This is a genomic window from Octadecabacter temperatus (assembly GCF_001187845.1).
GTDB lineage: Bacteria > Pseudomonadota > Alphaproteobacteria > Rhodobacterales > Rhodobacteraceae > Octadecabacter > Octadecabacter temperatus.
Genome location: NZ_CP012160.1, coordinates 206160 through 225311, shown reverse-complemented (window position 1 = coordinate 225311; position 19152 = coordinate 206160). Strand labels below are relative to the sequence as shown.

At 54.3% G+C, this 19152-nt stretch carries 22 protein-coding genes and 1 tRNA gene; 9 read left to right on the top strand and 14 right to left on the bottom strand.

The genetic code is table 11. The annotated features are described in order from the left end of the window. Positions 1-148 precede the first annotated feature (148 nt). Positions 149-1525 carry a DUF3179 domain-containing (seleno)protein gene (locus tag OSB_RS01235; protein ID WP_049833268.1) on the top strand — a complete coding sequence of 459 codons (1377 nt, stop codon included), beginning with the start codon at positions 149-151 and terminating at the stop codon, positions 1523-1525. Between the two features lie 66 nt (positions 1526-1591). Here OSB_RS01235 and OSB_RS01230 read toward each other — a convergent pair whose 3' ends face one another. From OSB_RS01230 to OSB_RS01205, 6 genes are all read right to left on the bottom strand, one after another. Then, positions 1592-1972, bottom strand: a complete 381-nt coding sequence (locus OSB_RS01230) for a DUF1304 domain-containing protein (protein WP_049833267.1) — start codon at positions 1970-1972, stop codon at positions 1592-1594. Positions 1973-2086: 114 nt separating this feature from the next. After that, complete coding sequence (nusG, locus tag OSB_RS01225; RefSeq protein WP_049833266.1) at positions 2087-2620, bottom strand: transcription termination/antitermination protein NusG; 534 nt, start codon at positions 2618-2620, stop codon at positions 2087-2089. A 148-nt stretch (positions 2621-2768) separates the two neighbouring features. After that, positions 2769-2963 carry a preprotein translocase subunit SecE gene (secE, locus tag OSB_RS01220; protein WP_049833265.1) on the bottom strand — a complete coding sequence of 65 codons (195 nt, stop codon included), beginning with the start codon at positions 2961-2963 and terminating at the stop codon, positions 2769-2771. 68 nt (positions 2964-3031) lie between these two features. Continuing rightward, positions 3032-3847: a hypothetical protein gene (locus OSB_RS01215; protein ID WP_074202273.1), complete on the bottom strand. Its 816-nt coding sequence runs from the start codon at positions 3845-3847 to the stop codon at positions 3032-3034. Positions 3848-3994: 147 nt separating this feature from the next. Beyond that, a tRNA-Trp gene (locus OSB_RS01210) sits at positions 3995-4070 on the bottom strand. 54 nt (positions 4071-4124) lie between these two features. Beyond that, complete coding sequence (locus tag OSB_RS01205) at positions 4125-5213, bottom strand: YtpI family protein (RefSeq protein ID WP_234967406.1); 1089 nt, start codon at positions 5211-5213, stop codon at positions 4125-4127. A 225-nt stretch (positions 5214-5438) separates the two neighbouring features. On the opposite strand from OSB_RS01205, the gene OSB_RS01200 reads away from it, so the two are divergent. After that, positions 5439-5984: a hypothetical protein gene (locus tag OSB_RS01200; protein ID WP_049833263.1), complete on the top strand. Its 546-nt coding sequence runs from the start codon at positions 5439-5441 to the stop codon at positions 5982-5984. Between the two features lie 146 nt (positions 5985-6130). On the opposite strand, the gene tuf is transcribed toward OSB_RS01200, so the two are convergent. The 3 genes from tuf to parC all read right to left on the bottom strand — a co-directional run bounded on the left by tuf (position 6131) and on the right by parC (position 10493). After that, a complete protein-coding gene (gene tuf / locus OSB_RS01195; protein WP_049833262.1) occupies positions 6131-7306 on the bottom strand; it encodes an elongation factor Tu in 1176 nt (391 codons plus the stop codon). Between the two features lie 100 nt (positions 7307-7406). Beyond that, the gene (locus tag OSB_RS01190; protein ID WP_049833261.1) at positions 7407-8084 is read right to left on the bottom strand and encodes a hypothetical protein; all 678 of its coding nucleotides are present in this window, start codon (positions 8082-8084) and stop codon (positions 7407-7409) included. 111 nt (positions 8085-8195) lie between these two features. Beyond that, positions 8196-10493: a DNA topoisomerase IV subunit A gene (gene parC, locus OSB_RS01185; RefSeq protein ID WP_049833260.1), complete on the bottom strand. Its 2298-nt coding sequence runs from the start codon at positions 10491-10493 to the stop codon at positions 8196-8198. A gap of 167 nt (positions 10494-10660) precedes the next feature. Here parC and OSB_RS01180 point away from each other — a divergent pair, with 167 nt between their 5' ends. The 6 genes from OSB_RS01180 (at position 10661) to OSB_RS01155 (ending at position 14716) form a co-directional block, all read left to right on the top strand. After that, complete coding sequence (locus OSB_RS01180) at positions 10661-11146, top strand: SH3 domain-containing protein (protein ID WP_049833259.1); 486 nt, start codon at positions 10661-10663, stop codon at positions 11144-11146. Positions 11147-11188: 42 nt separating this feature from the next. After that, positions 11189-12016: an SDR family NAD(P)-dependent oxidoreductase gene (locus tag OSB_RS01175; RefSeq protein ID WP_049833258.1), complete on the top strand. Its 828-nt coding sequence runs from the start codon at positions 11189-11191 to the stop codon at positions 12014-12016. Between the two features lie 59 nt (positions 12017-12075). After that, positions 12076-12279 (top strand): twin transmembrane helix small protein, encoded by a 204-nt coding sequence (locus OSB_RS01170; RefSeq protein WP_049833257.1) that lies wholly within the window; start codon positions 12076-12078, stop codon positions 12277-12279. After that, positions 12280-12852, top strand: a complete 573-nt coding sequence (locus tag OSB_RS01165; protein WP_049833256.1) for a cob(I)yrinic acid a,c-diamide adenosyltransferase — start codon at positions 12280-12282, stop codon at positions 12850-12852. It abuts the gene before it with no gap. A 176-nt stretch (positions 12853-13028) separates the two neighbouring features. Beyond that, a complete protein-coding gene (locus OSB_RS01160) occupies positions 13029-13787 on the top strand; it encodes an electron transfer flavoprotein subunit beta/FixA family protein (protein WP_049833255.1) in 759 nt (252 codons plus the stop codon). Next, entirely contained in the window at positions 13787-14716 is a 930-nt protein-coding gene (locus tag OSB_RS01155; protein ID WP_049833254.1) for an electron transfer flavoprotein subunit alpha/FixB family protein, read from the top strand. The genes OSB_RS01160 and OSB_RS01155 overlap by 1 nt, the downstream gene beginning before the upstream one ends. Positions 14717-14779: 63 nt before the next feature. Here the strand turns inward: OSB_RS01155 and OSB_RS01150 are convergent, their stop codons facing one another. Then, on the bottom strand, positions 14780-15601 hold the full coding sequence (locus OSB_RS01150; RefSeq protein WP_049833253.1) for a DUF6473 family protein: 822 nt from the start codon (positions 15599-15601) through the stop codon (positions 14780-14782). A 163-nt stretch (positions 15602-15764) separates the two neighbouring features. On the opposite strand from OSB_RS01150, the gene OSB_RS01145 reads away from it, so the two are divergent. Then, a complete protein-coding gene (locus OSB_RS01145; protein WP_049833252.1) occupies positions 15765-16640 on the top strand; it encodes a 3-hydroxybutyryl-CoA dehydrogenase in 876 nt (291 codons plus the stop codon). A gap of 4 nt (positions 16641-16644) precedes the next feature. Here OSB_RS01145 and OSB_RS01140 read toward each other — a convergent pair whose 3' ends face one another. Genes OSB_RS01140 through rapZ form a run of 4 tightly spaced genes read right to left on the bottom strand, consistent with a single transcriptional unit; the run spans position 16645 to position 19135 of the window. Then, positions 16645-17511, bottom strand: a complete 867-nt coding sequence (locus OSB_RS01140) for a lysophospholipid acyltransferase family protein (protein ID WP_049835996.1) — start codon at positions 17509-17511, stop codon at positions 16645-16647. A 40-nt stretch (positions 17512-17551) separates the two neighbouring features. Next, a complete protein-coding gene (locus tag OSB_RS01135; RefSeq protein WP_049833251.1) occupies positions 17552-17821 on the bottom strand; it encodes an HPr family phosphocarrier protein in 270 nt (89 codons plus the stop codon). Positions 17822-17829: 8 nt separating this feature from the next. Beyond that, positions 17830-18225, bottom strand: coding sequence for a PTS sugar transporter subunit IIA (locus tag OSB_RS01130; RefSeq protein ID WP_049833250.1), 396 nt, complete (start codon positions 18223-18225; stop codon positions 17830-17832). A 10-nt stretch (positions 18226-18235) separates the two neighbouring features. Continuing rightward, positions 18236-19135 (bottom strand): RNase adapter RapZ, encoded by a 900-nt coding sequence (rapZ, locus tag OSB_RS01125; protein ID WP_049833249.1) that lies wholly within the window; start codon positions 19133-19135, stop codon positions 18236-18238. Positions 19136-19152 lie beyond the last annotated feature (17 nt).

Genomic DNA, 19152 nt, shown 5'->3' with positions numbered 1-19152 from the left:
TCCCTTTAGACGGGGTTGGGGATTCGTGCAAGGGGGATGGGTGTCTTTGCGCGGTGTCACGGGCCTTTGATATAAACGTGAATAGCCCCCTGACCACCCATGCGCTTAGGCTTGTGGTAACCCAGCACCCACAGGAGCCGTTAACCCCATGTCCTCACTCCCCCTCTCTCGAAGCTTTTTTGCGGCAGCAGTTTCCGCTTTCGTGATGCTAACCGGACCGTCAGCACAGGCGCAGACCACCGATTTGCCCGACTATGTGATTGCGGAATTTGGCACCCCGCCCGCTATCCCAATCGGTGCGTTGGACGCTGATTTGCAATCGGCGGTGAACCGTTTGGTACGTATCAGTCTTGATCAAAACAGTTGGGACCCCAGCGACACGGGCGATTTCACCACACTCATGGCGTCAGAAGACCCGCGTGTGGTCTGGATTTTAACGGATATGCTGCGGTTTACATGGCGCCCCGAATTTGGCGCGCAGTTAATCGATGCATCTACAACGTTGATGGGAATTGATCGGCTTGAAATCCAACATTCATCCGAGCTGATCGATTACATGATGGCGTGGGACATGCCGCCCTACCCTGACTACCTCGATAACAAACGTGCGGTGTTCACCAACTACATCGACGGTTGGGAAGATATCTTCGTCGAGGGCGACATCGATTGGCACCTCGTTCAGTGGGGCGGGGTCAACATCGATGCGCGCCCGTTTGGGCGCACGGATGAGCCATGCAATTGCATTCCTGCAGCCGACGACCCCGAGGTCAGCACCGCGCAAGAGGCCACGTGGTTGTCAGACGATGCGATCGTCTTCGGCATTACGATCAACGGCGAATCCCGCGCTTATCCCCGCCGCATTATGGAAGTCCGCGAAATGGTGAATGACACCCTTGGCGGACGCGACCTTGGTATCCCCTACTGCACGCTGTGCGGCGCGATGCAGGCCTATTTCACCGATGAACTCCCCGTTGGTGTTGAGCGCCCCGTTCTTCGCACGTCCGGTCTGCTCATCCGGTCCAACAAAGTGATGTATGACATCACGTCTGGATCTGTGTTTGATACGTTCCTTGGCCACGCAGTTACCGGACCGCTTGCCGACATTGATTTGCAATTGGATCAGGCAACGGTGATCACAACGGATTGGGGCACGTGGAAAGAAACGCATCCTGACACGACGGTGCTTGTTGAATCCCTCGCACTTGGTCGCGACTTTGATTTCCGAAACGGGCGTGACGCCAATGGGCCGATCTTTCCCGTCGGCGACGTAGACCCTCGCCTACCCGTGCAAGAAGACGTGATCGGCGTATTGACCGCCTCGGGTACACCCGTCGCGTTTCAGCGAAGCACTGCCATGGTCGCGCTGCAGAATGGCCAAACGATCGCGTTCGAAAACGTTCACTTGGAACTAGACGCTGGCGGCATTCGCGCAGTCGGTGATCAAGGTGAAGACGTCGGTAGCCATCAGGCGTTCTGGTTTGCATGGTCACAGTTTCACCCAGAAACCGAACTTTGGGCCCGATAGAGAAAGCCAAAAACGCAAAACGCCGCCCCAGATTTGGGCGGCGTTTCTATCTCTAGTGGTTATAGCTTAAACCCTGTCGGACTTCCGCGACAAACCAAGGCAGACCAATGCAATCGCAGCTGGAACCAGCTGTGGAAGGCCGGTTTTCACAGCGATGGTACCCGCTGCAACCGCGCCAGCAATCGCGACAAAGCCAAGGAAAACGGCAGCGACGTTGAACTGCCATGTCTTGTCTTTGATCAACAATGCCCAAATCAACCCAGCGGCCAAGAATAGATTATACACCCCCTGATTGGCGGCCAACGCGACAGTTGGTTCAAACAACGTAGCGGGGAAAGCGTCAAACACTGACGGCGCACGGGTCGTCCACGCGAAGATTTCCAGCCAAGCAATGTAGAGGTGGAGAAGGGCAATAAGACCTGTAAGGGCCAATCCAATTTTTCTCATATTGTGTGCTCGATCCGATTGTTGGTTTCAAACTTGTTTTTGCGCTTGCTGGAGACACTAACGCAAAACGCCGCCCCAATGACAGGGCGGCGTTCCGAAATTCTGTAAGCCGGCTTAGGCCTGCTTGGTGACCTGAGTGAACTCAAGCTCGACAGGTGTTTCGCGACCAAAGATGGACACGGTAACCTTGAGACGGTTGTTTTCTTCGTCGACTTCTTCGACCAAACCGTCGAAATCTTCGAACGGGCCATCGTTGACTTTGATCTTCTCGCCGATCTCGAAGTGGATGAGCGTACGTGGCGCTTCCTGGCCTTCTTCAACGCGACCAAGGATCTGTTGAACTTCGGCATCGCGCATTGGCATCGGGCGACCCTGCGGGCCCAAGAAACCAGTGACTCGGTTGATAGAGTTGATCAGGTGGTAACCTTCATCAGACATTTCCATCTGAACCAGGACGTAACCCGGCATGAAGCGGCGTTCGGAAGTTACTTTTTTGCCACGACGTACTTCGATGACTTCTTCAGTCGGAACCAGAACCTCGGCAATCTGATCCGCCAAACCCTGCTCTTCAGCAGTTGTGCGAATGGTTTCTGCAATCTTCTTTTCGAAGTTCGACAACACGGAAACCGAATACCAACGCTGTGCCATTTAATCTGTCCTTCTTGATCGAATTGGGCCCGCTGAAGAGTCCCGGAAATAAAAGCGGCGTGCAACTCATCCGTTGCACGCCATCTAAACTTGGGGATTCTTTACCGTGCAAGACGCGACACTTCAAGGGGGTCGCGGTGCGTATCGCTTAGAATGCGTTCAACACACCATCAAGGCCAAGGCGAATGATCATATCCACGAGCGTGAAGAACAACGCCATGACAGCGGCCATGATAAGAACCATGATTGTGGTCAGCGTGACTTCGCGACGGGACGGCCAAACAACTTTGCCGATTTCGGCGCGGGTTTGCTGGATAAACTGCACTGGGTTGGTCTTGGCCATGATCTGTCCTTTGGTGGATATGCCATTCGGATAACTGGATTGGCAGGTAACTGTCTTAGCGCCGTATTTCAACCCTGCTTAGCATGGTTGGGGGGATGCAGGACCGTTACACCGTCCATCGCTTCGATTTGCGCCATTTGTGCACCGTAGCCAGCCTCGGACTCCGCCAGTGTAGAAGCGGCATACAGTTTAAACGCTTTGTTCGTGTCATTAATCGGGAAAAGGCCACGCGCGGTTCCGGCGAGCTTTTCAGTGCGCCCCTCCTGTGCCCAAGCCAGTGTTTGACGGACCGCAGCGGCAGATAACCCTTGGTGAACGCGACTTTCTTTAATCTTCTCGATTTTGCCGCCTGTGCTCCAGCGCAGCATTCTGCGCATAATCAGGCGCAAGGTTGCGTCGTAGTCTTCCTGGCGCCAGACGTAGAAATCCCCCACACCTTCAACCGCGCGCAACCGTGCAACATAGTCCGCCCAATCAACCGCGCGCCAATCGTTACGGGCGCGAAACGTTCGCGGCCCGATGTGGGTGCCTCCAAACAGTGTTTGGCTATATGCGGACGCCATAAATGCCGCCGGATTTCGCACGCCAAGAAACAAATCCACTTTGACAGGCGCGACAGTCTCAATGAATGCTGCAATCCTTTCAGGCGCTGTCGGATAGAGCGGAGAGGTGATCCTCCCCTCGCTTCCACCCAAGACGCCAACAAAATTCTCTTCTGAAAGCACCAACCGCTTGGCACCCTTTGCCAAAAACGCCAGCTGATCGTGCGGACTGCGCCGAGGCGCGATCTTGCGCGATGCGCTCAGCCCAAACATCGCCTGCAAACTGCGGCCCGTCATACGCAAATACGACGGCCCATAGGCAACAAAGCCATCGCTCTTCAATATCTTTCGATTATGATTCAGAATCTTTTGAAGGTGCGTGGAGGCCGTCTTATGCGCACCGATATGCAGGGCAATGGAATTCGGTAAAGATGGCAACTTCGTCTCCCGTTCAGACACGCAGCAAACGCTTGGCTACGTCGGGTGGCTTGGCAGGGGCTGAGGGGCTCGAACCCACGACCTACGGTTTTGGAGACCGTCGCTCTACCAACTGAGCTAAACCCCTAAGCCGAGCGATGATGTAGCGAGGGCCACACCACTTGGCAAGGCAGAAACGCCCCTATTCCTCACCCTTTGATGACTTGATCGTCTGTTCGCTTGATTTCAAACCGCTGCGCACCCCGAAGGTTTGCTTAATGATTTGATCGGCTGTCTTGAACCGAAAGGCAGACCCGCCCCCAGGGAAGACGCTTTTGTACTCGGGTTCTGTAGGGATAACGACGTCCGCTTCGCGCTTTGGCTTCGCCCTACTCGCCTTCACCTGTGCGGGCGTTTGCGGTTTCACCATGCGGGTTGGTTTATCCGACGTATCCGTATCGCGTGGCTGCGGCTGGAACGTTCCCCACGGCGACGCCTCAGGCGCTTGATCTGGCAATCCTAGGTTTTGCGCGGCTTGTGCTGCCTGCTTCTCAGCTTGCACCTCGCGCCCTGACTTCCGAGACTGATGTGCAGATGCGGCCAATCGCGCGCCACGCCCTGACAGAAATCGTCCGGCACCCAAGAATGCAAGAACCCCCGCCAATCCACCGAGAAGCGAAACCATTCCAAATGAATTTTCAGCGGCGTCATGAAGTGCGTCAGCGCGATTGCCCAAGAAAGGTTTAATTACAACTAGGTCCGGCGATCCCGGAATGTTCATCACTAACAACTCTGTCTCGATTGCGCTTAACCAGTCGCTACTACGGCTGAGCGTTCCGTTCACATTCACAGCGATACGGTCGCCATCGCCTTGCGCCTCAAGCTGACGTTGCAAAAAAGGCAGATCATTTGGCCTGACGACAAGCGCAGCCTTAACTTCACGGCCCTGATCATCAGCCAACAGGATAAACCCGCGCTCCAAGCCAACTGGATCAAATTGCCCCTGAGGCAGCGCAGAAAAATACAGACCGCTGACATGAACTTCGTCGTTACTGTAGACGTCCGAAACACTGTTCCATTTTGACAATGGAGTAGGATCAGGCACGCCTTCAGACACCTGATATCCGGCCTCAAAGACATTGAACCGGTAGTTTTCGTATTCTTGGTAAGCGAGGTATCCGACCCAAGCAGCAAGGCCAGCAAACACGATCCATGGCAAACGGAAAATCCAGCGAACGTACCACGGGAACAGGAAGAACTTCAAGATTCCGAAGACGATACGAAAGGGCATAGTAAGAATGCTTGATGTCATAGCTACGTGCCTGCGGCCCTTTTCAATGCGTTCAAATCAGCGCCGCAAGTGACGGCTTCATAGGAAGGTACAAGGTCGATGGACCAAAGTCGTTGTGAAAATTTCTGAAATACTAAACGAGTGCGCAAGGTATAGTTGTGAAGTATATGTTTGGCGGTTGCAGACCATCTTAGCCTGCTGAAGTGCAAAGTAATAGGAAATGCTATGAACAACCCGAAATCACCCTGCTATCCTGTATTTTGGGTTGAAAGTAAGAAGCGTCGCAGCTTTTCAACTTACGGGAAAGTTAATCGTCGCTCTGGCTTTACCACTTTCAGTCAGCTGCCACGGAAAAAGCAATTCACTCGAGGCAAATGCTTCGACGCCTCCGGAGTGCTTTTTCTTTACGACGGGTCAGCTGGCGCACCAAGGTTCAACGGGATGACGAAGACTGTCTTGGAAAACCTGATATTACCCTCGATCCTTGGAAAAGTCATCGAGCATCTGCGATACTTTGGCCCTAAGTTGATTTCGTCAAGCTCAATGGATCTCGAAACTTTCAAATTGGAATTGTTTTCAGCTATCATCGCCCACGGGCGATCAGACTGTGAAGAATTGCAGTTTAACCTTTCGGAAGCCAATAACTTCAAGGCGGCGATCAACGCAGCCGAAAACTGGCAGTTTCACTCTGGGCAAAGGGACGCAGACGGCCACCCCAGACACTTAGAGGATGGGACAAAAAACCCAGAGTACGTCCCTGAGAACAGTTAAGAGACGTTAAACGATTGTGCTATTGAAGAAGGCCCGCGCATATCTGCGCGGGCCTTCTTTGTTTCTAACCGCTAGCGGTCATCCGTTCTCGGCGTTTCTGTGAAACACCTGCCACGGCTGCACGCTGCTAAGTTTGCAAAGCAAACTTAGGCGATGATCTTGGATACAACACCAGCGCCAACAGTGCGGCCGCCTTCGCGGATCGCAAAGCGCAGGCCGTCTTCCATCGCGATTGGTGCGATCAGCTCAACTTCGAACTTCAGGTTGTCGCCTGGCATAACCATTTCAGTGCCGGATGGCAGCTGAACTGTGCCCGTAACGTCTGTTGTACGGAAGTAGAACTGTGGACGGTAGTTCGCGAAGAATGGTGTGTGACGACCGCCTTCTTCTTTCGTGAGGATGTAGGCCTCAGCTTCGAACTTCGTGTGTGGCTGAACAGAACCTGGCTTACACAGGATCTGGCCGCGCTCAACGCCGTCACGGTCAACGCCGCGAAGCAATGCGCCGATGTTGTCGCCAGCTTCGCCGGAATCCAGCAGCTTGCGGAACATTTCAACACCAGTACATGTTGTCTTTGTTGTGTCGCGGATACCGACGATTTCGATTTCGTCGCCAACGTTGATCACGCCACGCTCAATACGGCCAGTTACAACTGTACCACGACCAGAGATCGAGAACACGTCCTCAACTGGCATCAGGAACGGCTGGTCAACAGCACGTGCAGGTGTTGGGATGTACTCGTCAACAGCCGCCATCAGCGCGCGGATGGAGTTTTCACCGATTTCAGCATCGCGGTCTTCCATAGCTGCCAGAGCGGAGCCAGGGATTACTGGGATGTCGTCGCCAGGGTACTCATAAGAGGACAACAGCTCACGGATTTCCATTTCAACCAGTTCGAGCAACTCTTCGTCGTCAACCTGGTCAACTTTGTTCATGTAAACAACCATGTACGGGATACCAACCTGACGGCCGAGCAGGATGTGCTCACGTGTCTGTGGCATTGGGCCGTCTGCTGCGTTCACAACCAAGATCGCGCCGTCCATCTGAGCAGCACCAGTGATCATGTTTTTCACGTAGTCGGCGTGGCCTGGGCAGTCAACGTGCGCGTAGTGACGTGCTTCAGTCTCGTACTCAACGTGCGCTGTGGAGATCGTGATGCCACGTGCTTTTTCTTCTGGCGCGCCATCAATCTGGTCGTACGCTTGGAAATCACCGAAGTACTTCGTGATCGCCGCTGTCAGTGTCGTCTTGCCGTGGTCAACGTGGCCAATTGTGCCGATGTTAACGTGCGGTTTATTACGTTCAAACTTTTCCTTAGCCATGATCGAGGCGCCTTGTCATTCGGGGGCTACTATCAGCCCTGTTCAACATCGCGGGCGATGTATTGCGGAATGACGCAAAGATCAAGAGAAACTTAAGGTGCTAGGGCAGACCGATCGTACCGGCTGGGTTGGTGCTGGCCAACAATTCTGCCGGTGGTTCTTGCTGTGGGGCAACCAATTCCGGGTTGTCTTCAAGAACGTTCCCGACGCGGATCGTTTCATCTGCTTCCAGTATTTCTGGCGTACCACCGAACCATTCGGCATTTTCACGCATTGTGCGCTCAATCGCGCGGGCTGCGTTGAAGGACAGACCTTCCATTTGCTCGTCTGCGGAACGGGTAAAGCCGGACCCAAGGAACGGAACAGTGCAGCAAGGTTCGAACACGGTGATCTGGATCGCTTCGTCATTAAGTTTCGTCTGTGTCGAATCCTCAAAGAAGTTCACGCTGAAGATCAGGACGGATTTCGGGGAATAAACCAGTGGCACGCCCGGATACGCCAAAACATAGGCCTCAACCGCGACGCCGACATGATAGAATTTATCACCGAAGAAGCGTGCCTCGCCAAGTCGGTCAGCAACGGCGGTGGTCATTGCCGCCTGCCATTCGTCATCAGTTACAGTGCGCGAAAAAGGGCCTTGGACGGGCTCGTTTACAACGGCGATGTTGTGGCCAAGACGAAATGCGCCGATCGTGTCAGGTGTTTCCGTCAGATCATCGCGGATCCCACCGCAGGCTGTCAGCAGAGCCAAGCCCATCAAAGCCACAAGAATTCGCATGTCGTTCCCCCTATTGGTCCCCATGCCTAGCGCGTTGAATGCAAGGCTGCAATCTACTGTGGGTCACGCTAGCGGAATTGACGAAACTGCGTCAAGCTACACAGCTTGGCGTTAGGTGAACGTATTATCCCGTGGGAAGCCACGTGGCGCCATACGCCCAGCGCCAGCGCGTTTCGCCGTCCATTCACCAAGTTCGGTTTCCGTGCGTGTACGGCCGGCCGGATCGAGCCAGCTTAGGCCTTCGGCGAGAGTAAATGTCGTGGCATCAGACAAGCCGCCGTCCTTGTATTTCTGCAAGCGTACACCTTTGCCGCGACCCATTTCTGGGAGCTCATCGAGCGGGAACAGCAGCACTTTGCGGTTCTCACCGACGCAAGCGACATGGTCGCCCAGCACATCAGAGCAGACCTTCGCACGCACATCGCCTTTGACGTTGAGAACCTGTTTACCCGCACGAGTTTGCGCGATGACATCGTCTTCGGGCACGACGAAACCGTCCCCAGCAGAAGATGCGAGCAGCAGTTTGTTCCCCGGCTTATGGATAAACAACGCGACGATTTCGGCCTCATTCGGGAGGTCGACCATCAAGCGCAGGGGTTCACCCATGCCGCGCCCGCCCGGAAGGGTCGATGCGCCGACGGTATAGAAGCGGCCATTGCTGCCAAGTACCAGCAGACGGTCGGTTGTTTGGGCGTGGAAAATGAACCGCCCTTCGTCCCCGTCTTTGAATTTCAACTCGCGCGTAAGATCGATGTGACCCGTCATGGCGCGGATCCAACCCATTTTGGAACAAACCACGGTGACAGGTTCTTTGTCGATCATCGCCTCAAGCGGCACATCCTCAACAACGCCAGCCTCGGCAAAAGTCGTGCGGCGCTTACCACCATCAAAGGACGAACCGAACTGCTTGCGCGTTTCGCGCAGTTGATCCGCAACAGTTTTCCATTGCAGGTCATCGCTATCGAGCAGGTCTTCGAGGCCCGCACGTTCCAGCATCAACGCGTCACGCTCTTTAACAAGTTCGATTTCTTCCAAGCGGCGCAAGGAGCGCAGGCGCATGTTCAAAATCGCTTCGGCCTGCACTTCGGTCAGGCCCATTTCACCGCCAGCAACGGGGGAAACGTAGTCTGCTTCGTCCATGGCGCGAACGTGGGTTTTGCCCCAGTCTTCGGCCATCAACGCAGTCTTAGGGCTGTCGTCGTAGCGGATGATGTCGATCACGCGATCAAGGTTCAGGAAGGCAATGATAAAGCCTTCGAGGACCTCAAGGCGGTGGTCGATCTTTTCCATGCGGTGCTGCGAGCGGCGGATCAGAACATCGCGACGGTGATCAAGGAAGGCGCGCAGCACTTCTTTGAGGCTACAGACCTTTGGGGTCAGACCGTCAATCAACACGTTCATGTTCAGGCTGAACCGCGTTTCCAGATCGGTGTTGCGGTACAACATGCCCATCAGGACTTCGACATCGACGTTCTTGGACTTCGGCTCAAGAATGATGCGGATGTCATCAGCGGATTCATCGCGCACGTCCGCAAGGATCGGGACTTTTTTCAGCTCAATCACTTCGGCGAGCTTTTCGATCAGGCGGGATTTGGGTACCTGATATGGAATCTCAGTGATAACGACCTGCCATTGGCCGCGGCCAAGGTCTTCGACTTCGTATTTACAGCGCAGACGGAAGCCACCCTTACCCGTGCGATACGCCTCGGCGATATTTTCCGGTGGTTCAACGATAACACCGCCAGTCGGGAAGTCAGGACCGGGAATGTACTCGAGGATCGTTTCATCACGCGCGTTGGGCGCTTTGATGAGGTGCAGACACGCGCCGATAAGCTCTTCGAGGTTATGGGGTGGGATGTTGGTCGCCATGCCCACCGCGATACCGCTGGACCCATTGGCGAGCAGGTTTGGGAATGCGGCTGGCAGCACGACAGGTTCTTCCAGCGTGCCGTCGTAGTTTTCGCGGTAATCAACCGCGTTCTCGTTCAGCCCCTCAAGCAGAGCCTCGGCCGCTGCTGTCATCCGCGCTTCTGTGTATCGCGCCGCCGCAGGGTTATCGCCGTCGATGTTACCGAAGTTACCTTGGCCATCCACCAGCGGATAGCGCACGTTAAAGTCCTGCGCGAGGCGCGCCATCGCGTCATAAATCGCTGCATCACCATGGGGGTGGTAGTTACCCATAACGTCGCCAGAGATTTTCGCAGACTTACGGAAGCCGCCCTTTGACGCCAATTTCAATTCGCGCATCGCGTAAAGGATACGGCGGTGAACTGGCTTTAGCCCGTCACGCGCGTCCGGCAGTGCGCGGTGCATAATTGTCGACAGCGCATACGTTAGGTAGCGATCCCCGAGCGCGCGGCGCAGGGGTTCTGTCGGGTTCATCTTGGGGTCGAACGTTTCATCACTCATAGATCGTGTGTAACGGGGCCTGTTTTGCGCGACAACGGTGAAATCAGATGCAATCGCGTAAAATTTCCCCGCAACTTACGTTAGAAACCCCCTCCCGAAATCATCACAGATTTGTTAACGTCTCGTTAGTGATTGAGTAAAAACAGAATCTCTGGGGGGTTCTTACAATGAGAAGCTATGTTTGGCTTACCTTCGCCTTTATGGGCTGGGGCTATTACGAAATGTCTGGTGGAACGGATTTCGTTCCAGTTGAGCGGGTCACAGCGGAAGTTGAGGCTGAGGCGCCCGAAATCGTTGCGCGCGCAGATACGACGACGCTGCTGTCTGTTTCTTCATCCAACATTATCGCGCAACCGACATCAACGGCTGTTGAAGTTGCTGTTGCTGACGCCGTGGCGCTTGATGAAGTTGAAGTCGTTGAAGCGGTCGCGCCAGTCGTCGAACCCGTGCTTGATATTCGTCGGGTTGGCGGTTCACGCGTGAACATGCGTATGGGGCCTGGGACCAATTTTGATGTCATCACAACGCTGAACAGCGGTACTGAGCTTGAAGTTTTATCGGTCAACGCCGATGGCTGGGCGAATGTCAGCACTGTTGATCGCGGCATTGAAGGTTGGATGGCAGAACGCCTTCTGACGGATGCCGACCTTTAATGTAGCCTTGCTGCCCCGCGACATGCGGGGCATGAAGACTGCATGAAAAAATCTATTCTTATAACCGGCTGTTCTTCAGGAATCGGCTATGATGCGGCCCACGGTATGCGGGCAGCAGGGTGGCGTGTGTTTGCGTCTTGTCGGCACGCCACTGATTGTGAGCGCCTGATGGCAGAAGGGTTCGAAAGCCCTCTGCTGGATTACAATGACACGAAAACGCTTGAGACGGGCCTTGCCGAAGTGTTGGCAGCCACTGGCGGTACGTTGGATGCCCTGTTCAACAACGGCGGCTTTGGCACGCCGGGCGCGGCTGAGGACCTCCCGCGGGAGGCGTTGCGGGCGAATTTCGAAACCAATGTGTTTGGCGTCCATGACCTGAGCACACGCGTCATTCCGGTGATGCGGGCGCAGGGGCATGGGCGAATCGTCAACCATTCTTCCGTTCTTGGGCTGGTCGCGATGCGCTGGCGGTCAGCTTATAACGCGACAAAGTTCGCGCTTGAGGGTTTGACTGATACGCTGCGGCTTGAGATGGCAGACACGAACATCAAGATCGTGACGATGAACACAGGCCCAGTGACGTCCGACATTCGCAAGAAGTCGATCCCTCACTTTGAGAAGTGGATTGATTGGGAAAACTCACCCCGCCGTGCGCAATATGAAGCGTCGCTTCGTAAGCGCCTTTATGAGGATTCCGGCCCTGATAAGTTTGAATTGCCCGCATCCGCCGTGACCGCAAAGTTGCTTAAGGCTGTTACGCATCCAAACCCAAAGCCGCGGTATTACGTCACAACCCCGACCTATTTGATGGGTTTTCTAAGGAGAATCCTAACGTCTCGGGGATTGGACCGCGTGTTGCGAAAGGGCTGAGGCTTTTAATTCTAGCTACGCCTGTTAGCTGTCTTTCGAACTTACAAGGATAAGACATCATGGAAAAAGACCCGTTCTTCTATGTCATCATTGTTGCCTGCCTCGTTGTGGCGGCCATTCTTGCGTGGGGCTTGTCGACATTCAAAGCCGGCGGAGACGGCAAGCGGTCCAACAAGATCATGCAGCTGCGCATCGCGGCACAATTTGTCGCCGTGGTTTTGATTGTGGGCTTTGCGTACTTCAAAACCCAAGGGGGCAACTAAATGGTCGTCCTAAACAAGATCTACACGCGCACTGGCGATGCTGGCGAAACAGCCTTGGGCAACGGTACCCGCGTGGCAAAGCATTCCCAGCGCGTGAACGCCTATGGCACGGTTGATGAAACCAACGCGACTGTTGGTCTTGCGCGTTTGCACGCGAGCGATGAAATGGATGCGCAACTGGCGATGATCCAGAATGATCTTTTCGACCTTGGCGCAGACCTTTGCCGCCCTGACATGGAAAAGGACGTCGATGCCGAATACCCGCCGTTGCGGGTTACGGATGCGCAGGTCACACGGCTCGAGAACGAAATCGATGTAATGAATGACGTGCTGTCACCGCTGCGCAGCTTCATTTTACCCGGTGGTTCTGCCTTAGCCGCGCATTTGCACCTGTGTCGCACGGTATCCCGTCGCGCTGAACGCCTTTCTGTTGAGCTTGCGAGCGTAGAATCGGTGAACCCAGCGGGAATCAAATACCTGAATCGTCTGTCTGACTGGTTCTTTAATGCCTCGCGCATCGCCAATAATGACGGCAAGGACGACGTTTTGTGGGTTCCAGGCGCTAACAGATAGACGGTGATAGCGCGAACACCATTGACATGGTGAAATTTTTGGGCGTTTTTTCACAAACGCGACGTCAGGACCACTTCTCACGTCGATTATGGCCTGTTTTCCGCACACTGGCTGCGGTATTCGGGACTGAGAATTTTAAGCAGGTGTACAACGCACCAAACTAGGGAGAAACGCTGATGAAGGTCCTCGTACCCGTCAAACGCGTGATCGATTATAACGTGAAAGTTCGTGTTAAAGCGGACGGAAGCGGTGTTGATCTTGCGAACGTCAAAATGTCCATGAACCCGTTTGATGAGATTGCTGTCGAAGAAGCGATCCGTCTGAAGGAAGCAGGCAAAGCTGAAGAAGTTATTGCCGTATCCATCGGTGTTAAGCAGTCACAAGAAACGCTGCGCACAGCGCTGGCGATGGGCGCTGACCGCGCGATCTTGGTTGTCGCAACCGACGACGTGCACAACGACATTGAACCGCTGGCCGTTGCGAAGATCCTGAAAGGGGTCATCGACGAAGAACAGCCAGGTCTGGTTCTTGCTGGTAAGCAGGCGATCGACAACGACATGAACGCGACAGGCCAGATGCTGGCCGCGCTGACAGGTTGGTCGCAAGGTACTTTCGCATCCGAACTGGACGTGGACGGCGACACAGCGACAGTAACACGCGAAGTTGACGGCGGCTTGCAGACCATCAAGGTCAAGATGCCTGCCATCGTTACCGTTGATCTCCGTTTGAACGAGCCACGCTACGCGTCGCTTCCAAACATCATGAAGGCGAAGAAGAAGCCGATGGATGAAAAGACACCGGAAGATTACGGCGTCGATACGGCCCCACGTTTGGCCGTTGTTGGAACAGCCGAACCTGAAACACGCGCCGCTGGTATCATCGTCAAATCTGTCGATGAACTGGTTGAGAAACTCAAAGAAGCGGGGGCTGTATAATGGCTGTTCTTCTGATTGCTGAAGTTGTGAATGGTGAGCTGTCTGTCGACGGCACAGCAAAGGCCCTTACAGCTGCGAAAGCACTGGGCGATGTAACCGTTCTTTGTGCCGGTTCTGGTTGCCAAGGTGCTGCGGCTGAAGCCGCAAAGCTTGACGGTGTGTCCAAGGTTCTATGCGCGTCTGACGATGCTTACGGCCACGACCTGGCGGAACCAATGGCTGATCTGATTGTTGGTTTGGCTGGCGATTACTCACACATTGCGGCGCCTTCTACGGCTGCATCCAAGAACATCCTGCCACGTGTGGCGGCGATGATGGACGTGATGATCATTTCTGAAGTTGTTGCTGTGGTTGACGCTGATACATTCACGCGCCCGATCTACGCTGGTAACGCGCTGCAGACTGTTAAGTCGTCTGACGCAACCAAGGTTATGACGATCCGTACAGCGACATTCGATGCCGCTGAAATGGGTGGTTCTGCATCCGTTGAAGAAATCGCGGCTGCGGGTAACGCGGGCCTTTCTGAGTGGGTTGAAGACAAGGTGGCAACATCTGATCGTCCGGAACTGACATCTGCGGGTGTGGTTGTGTCTGGTGGTCGTGGTGTTGGCTCTGAGGATGACTTCAAACTCATCGAAGGTTTGGCTGACAAACTGGGTGCCGCTGTTGGCGCATCCCGTGCGGCGGTTGATTCCGGTTACGCACCGAACGACTGGCAGGTTGGCCAGACGGGTAAAGTCGTAGCGCCTGACCTTTATGTTGCTGTCGGTATTTCCGGCGCGATCCAGCACCTTGCTGGTATGAAGGACTCAAAGGTCATCGTTGCGATTAACAAAGACGAAGAAGCGCCAATCTTTCAGGTGGCCGACTTCGGACTTGTCGCCGACTTGTTTGATGCTGTACCTGAGCTGACTGAAAAGCTTGGCTAATAGCGCGAATTTATTAATGGAAAGGCCCGCCAATTTGGCGGGCCTTTTCTGTTTGAGCACCCCTTAAGCTCCAAGCCCAAAAAGCAACGGTGCACGCAGCGCCTTTGCCGCGGCCTCATGCGCCTCAACGCCAAGCATGTCCTGTGCCGCGAGCGCCTCAAGCGGTGGAAACACCATGCCACGTAGCTCCCCCCGTTTGGCGATCACTTCGATAATGTCACTGACGTAAGGACGCAGCGCTTCAACCATTGGGCGCGTCACAAACGCCGGATGATTTGATGGATGAATACCAACACTGGGGTCCTGCGGTGCCCGTGTAGCGAACCACAACAGAAATGTCGGACCTGTGCATTTCGCAACAAGCGCCTTCATGCGGTGTACCCATGTTTTGCAAAGCTGACCACGCACGATGATGAATCGTTGATCGTCAATTGCGCGTAGTCGCGTAATCAAGTGCCCTGTGAATGCGATCTCAGCGAAATCCAATTCGGGATAGAGCGCGATCAACCGTTCTGTTGGCGCGATAAAGCGATCATTGCGCCTAGGATGCACCCTATAGAACGGATTGCTGAGATTGGTTGCCGCCGGAATTTGAATTACCGTTGCGGCCGCATCATGGCACAACGACTCGATCGCCGCCTCATGCAAAAAGACATCGGGGCCTGCCGACTGATTGCCAAGGTTTATACAAACTTCCCCGATCGCTGTTTCGATCAATTCAGGAAACGGTTTCGGAATGTATCTGCCAAATGTCTCGGATCCACCGAGGAAGGCAATATAGCGGCCATCGGTCGGCCTTCGCGGCCCTCTGAATAATAGTTTTGATAATCCATAGCTGCACGGTGCGGAACGCATTGCGCCCCCTAGAATCGCTTCGGTTTTCATGGGTCCCACCCTTCTTAAATTTCACTCACCGCTGCCCACTTTCTGCCCGTTGTGTTGCTAAATCCCTAAATCAAGCATTCGACTAAACTTGTGTTGAATTGCAGCGCTTGAGAGTGCCCATGCACCCGCCTATGGTGGCGCCAACTAACAAAGGGCTGAACGCATGGGCATTGAACGGATTGGCATCGTAGGTGCAGGGCAAATGGGCAATGGAATTGCCCACGTCTGCGGATTGGCTGGATATGACGTGCTGCTGACTGACATCAGCGAAGACGCTCTTTCTGCTGCGCTTAAAAGCGTCGGCAAGAATATGGATCGTCAGGTATCTAAAGAACTCATTACCGAGACAGAAAAGAACGAGGGACTGCGCCGTATCAACACCACGCTTTCGCTGACCGACCTCGGACCAACGGATTTAATTATCGAAGCCGCGACCGAGCGCGAGACTATCAAGCAAGCGATTTTCGATGATCTACTTCCCCACCTGACACCAGACACGATCCTAACTTCGAACACATCCTCCATTTCTATCACACGGCTTGCATCGCGCACTGACCGCCCTGAAAAGTTCATGGGATTCCACTTCATGAACCCAGTTCCGATCATGCAATTGGTCGAACTGATACGTGGGATCGCAACAGATGTGCCTACCTATGACGCCTGTAAGGGTGTGGTTGATCGCCTTGGTAAGACATCAGCCACGGCTGAAGATTTCCCCGCCTTTATCGTTAACCGCATTCTGATGCCGATGATCAACGAGGCGGTTTATGCGCTGTACGAGGGCGTCGGGAATGTTGAATCCATCGACACATCACTTAAGCTTGGTGCGAACCACCCAATGGGGCCGCTTGAGCTCGCGGATTTCATTGGTCTGGATACCTGCCTTGCGATCATGAATGTGCTGCATGAAGGGTTAGCGGATACCAAGTACCGCCCCTGCCCGCTTTTGACGAAGTATGTGGAAGCCGGATGGTTGGGTCGCAAGACCAAACGAGGGTTCTACGACTATCGCGGTGAAACGCCCGTTCCGACCCGCTAAACCGTTATTCCTTCAGCGCAAGCGTGTGTTCACGTAGCCACGCCATAAATGCGCGTGGGTCTTTACTACGTTCAGCGACCTCTTCCGGCGGAATTGGTGTCCCGATGACAGGCTTTTGCGGCTTGTCGAACGCGTGCGCAACTTCATGGATCAACAGACCTTGGCGCAAAGTCGCGCTCAGCTGGTTTGCAATCTGGTAGGCGCGTGAATTGCTACCTGGGAAGAAGCACGGAACGACTGTCGCGCCAGAACGACGGATCATCTTAGCTGTAAAGACGTTCCATTCTTCTTCAATCGCGGGACCCCACATCGTTTCAGATGCTGCAACCACACCTGACGGGAACAAGGCGATCAAACCGCCATTGCCGAGGTGCTCCATAGATTTGGCGCGCATTTCGATCATCTTTTCTTGCGCATCTTCTTGGTGCAGAAACGGAACCGGAATCATGTAACTGGATGCCGCTTCGTCGATACCCGTCAGTAGCGAGCGAGTAAGAATACGGTAATCATTGCGACGGCGGCCGATCAGGTCGGCCAATACCATCCCATCAACCAACCCATGAGGGTGGTTGGCGACAAACATCACGGGGCCTGTTTCTGGGATGTTGTCCAACTGGTCTTCTGGGGTTTGAATCTCAATCCCCATCACCTTCATCGTTGCGGGCCAAAAAGCCTGCCCCTTTGGTTGGCCCATCTTTTCAAACGCACGGATGCGACGCACGACGGTAATCTTACCCGTCACCCATTCCATCGCCTTGATAAACCAACGCTTGGTATTGCTATCAAACGTCTCTGAATAGGTCAGCGAAGCGCGGTCGTACACACGGGGTGCATCGGCCTCGTCGTTGGACGTCTTTGATCTTGTCGACATGTCGGTCAAACGCTGCTTCCTAGCATATCAGGAAAAGGGGTTAGTCCCCTTCTCCGAACTTATCGGCCACCAATGCGTCCAGCGCATCCATGAGCTGATCGGCCTGAGGGCCTTTAGTTTCAACTTCAATAGAGGTTCCGCTGGAAGCTGCCAACATCAAAAGCCCCATGATGCTATCACCGTCTGCTGACATTCCGTCCTTGGAAACTTCGGCTTGCGCATCAAATTGTTCGCTGGTTTCGACAAATTTTGCCGAAGCGCGGGCGTGCAAGCCTTTGATATTGATGATGTTCAATGTGCGTTGCGCCATATCAGCCTCTAATTGTCCTGCTCGACGACGTGACTGTCGATGTATTTGCGGCCCGCGTCCATCGCCGAAGACACGGCATCAACCACGGACTTACGTCGCGACTTTGCGAGTTTCACAAGCATCGGAAGGTTCGCACCATATAGAATCCGTCGATTTTGCGGACTACAGGCACGTAACGACAAGTTGGACGGAGAGCCGCCGAAAAGATCTGTCACGATAACAACGCCGCTGCCCGTATCGACGGAATCCGCGGCGTCACATATCTCGTCTTGCTTCGCGGCGCGGTCGTCCTCTGGGCCAATCGCGATGGCTTTCATCCCTGCTTGCGTGCCGACAACGTGCTCAACCGCCGACAGATATTCTGCCGCCAGGCCACCATGCGCCACGATAACAATTCCGATCAAATCTGCTATTTTATGATCCGCCCTGCTGGACCGCGCCCAAGTAGGCCCGATCAATTTCTCGATGTCGCTTAGACACCTGCCAACCCTGTTTCGCAAGGGCCAACGCAACCTCTTCCGTTACGAAGACCGACCGGTGTTGCCCTCCGGTACACCCAAACCCGATGCTCAAATGTGATTTCCCTTCGTCGCGAAACGCTGGAAGCAACATTAGGAGCAAATCCGTTACTTTGTTGGAAAACTCGTCAAAGCGTGGGTCGGTCTGAATATGTTTGCCAACGGCGGGGTCCAACCCTGTCATTTTGCGAAGCGCAGGCTCCCAGTATGGGTTTTTCAGAAATCGGCAATCAAAGGTCATATCGACACCCTTCGGCGCGCCGCGTTTGTAGGAAAATGACTGAACACTGACCCCGAACAAGGAACCGCCGTCTTCACCAAACCACTCAGTTAGGCTCGCCTTGAGGTCATGAGGCGACAGATCAGAGGTGTCCAATAAGAACTCGGCCTTTTCGCGCAACGGCAAAAGCAACTCGGCTTCTTTTCTGATGCCTTGAATGGCGGGCTCATCTGGTGCCAGCGGGTGACGGCGACGGGTTTCGGAATAGCGCCGCACGAGCGTATCTTCGTTGGCTTCAAGAAACAAAAGTTGCGCTTCGACGTCATCCCGACCACGCAATTGTGCCAGCAAATCCTTCACGCCATCGATCGAGAAATCACGGTTTCGTACATCAAGCCCAATCGCCAAAGGTCGGTTAAGCTCGCCGTGCGTAAGTCGGGGAAGCAACGACATCGGAACGTTATCAATCGCTTCAAAGCCAAGATCTTCGAGGACATTAATTGCCGTTGAACGACCGGCGCCGGACGGACCGCTCACGACGATCAGCTTTTGCGGCTTCGGCATGTCGGTACTCATATGTTTCTCCAGTTGCG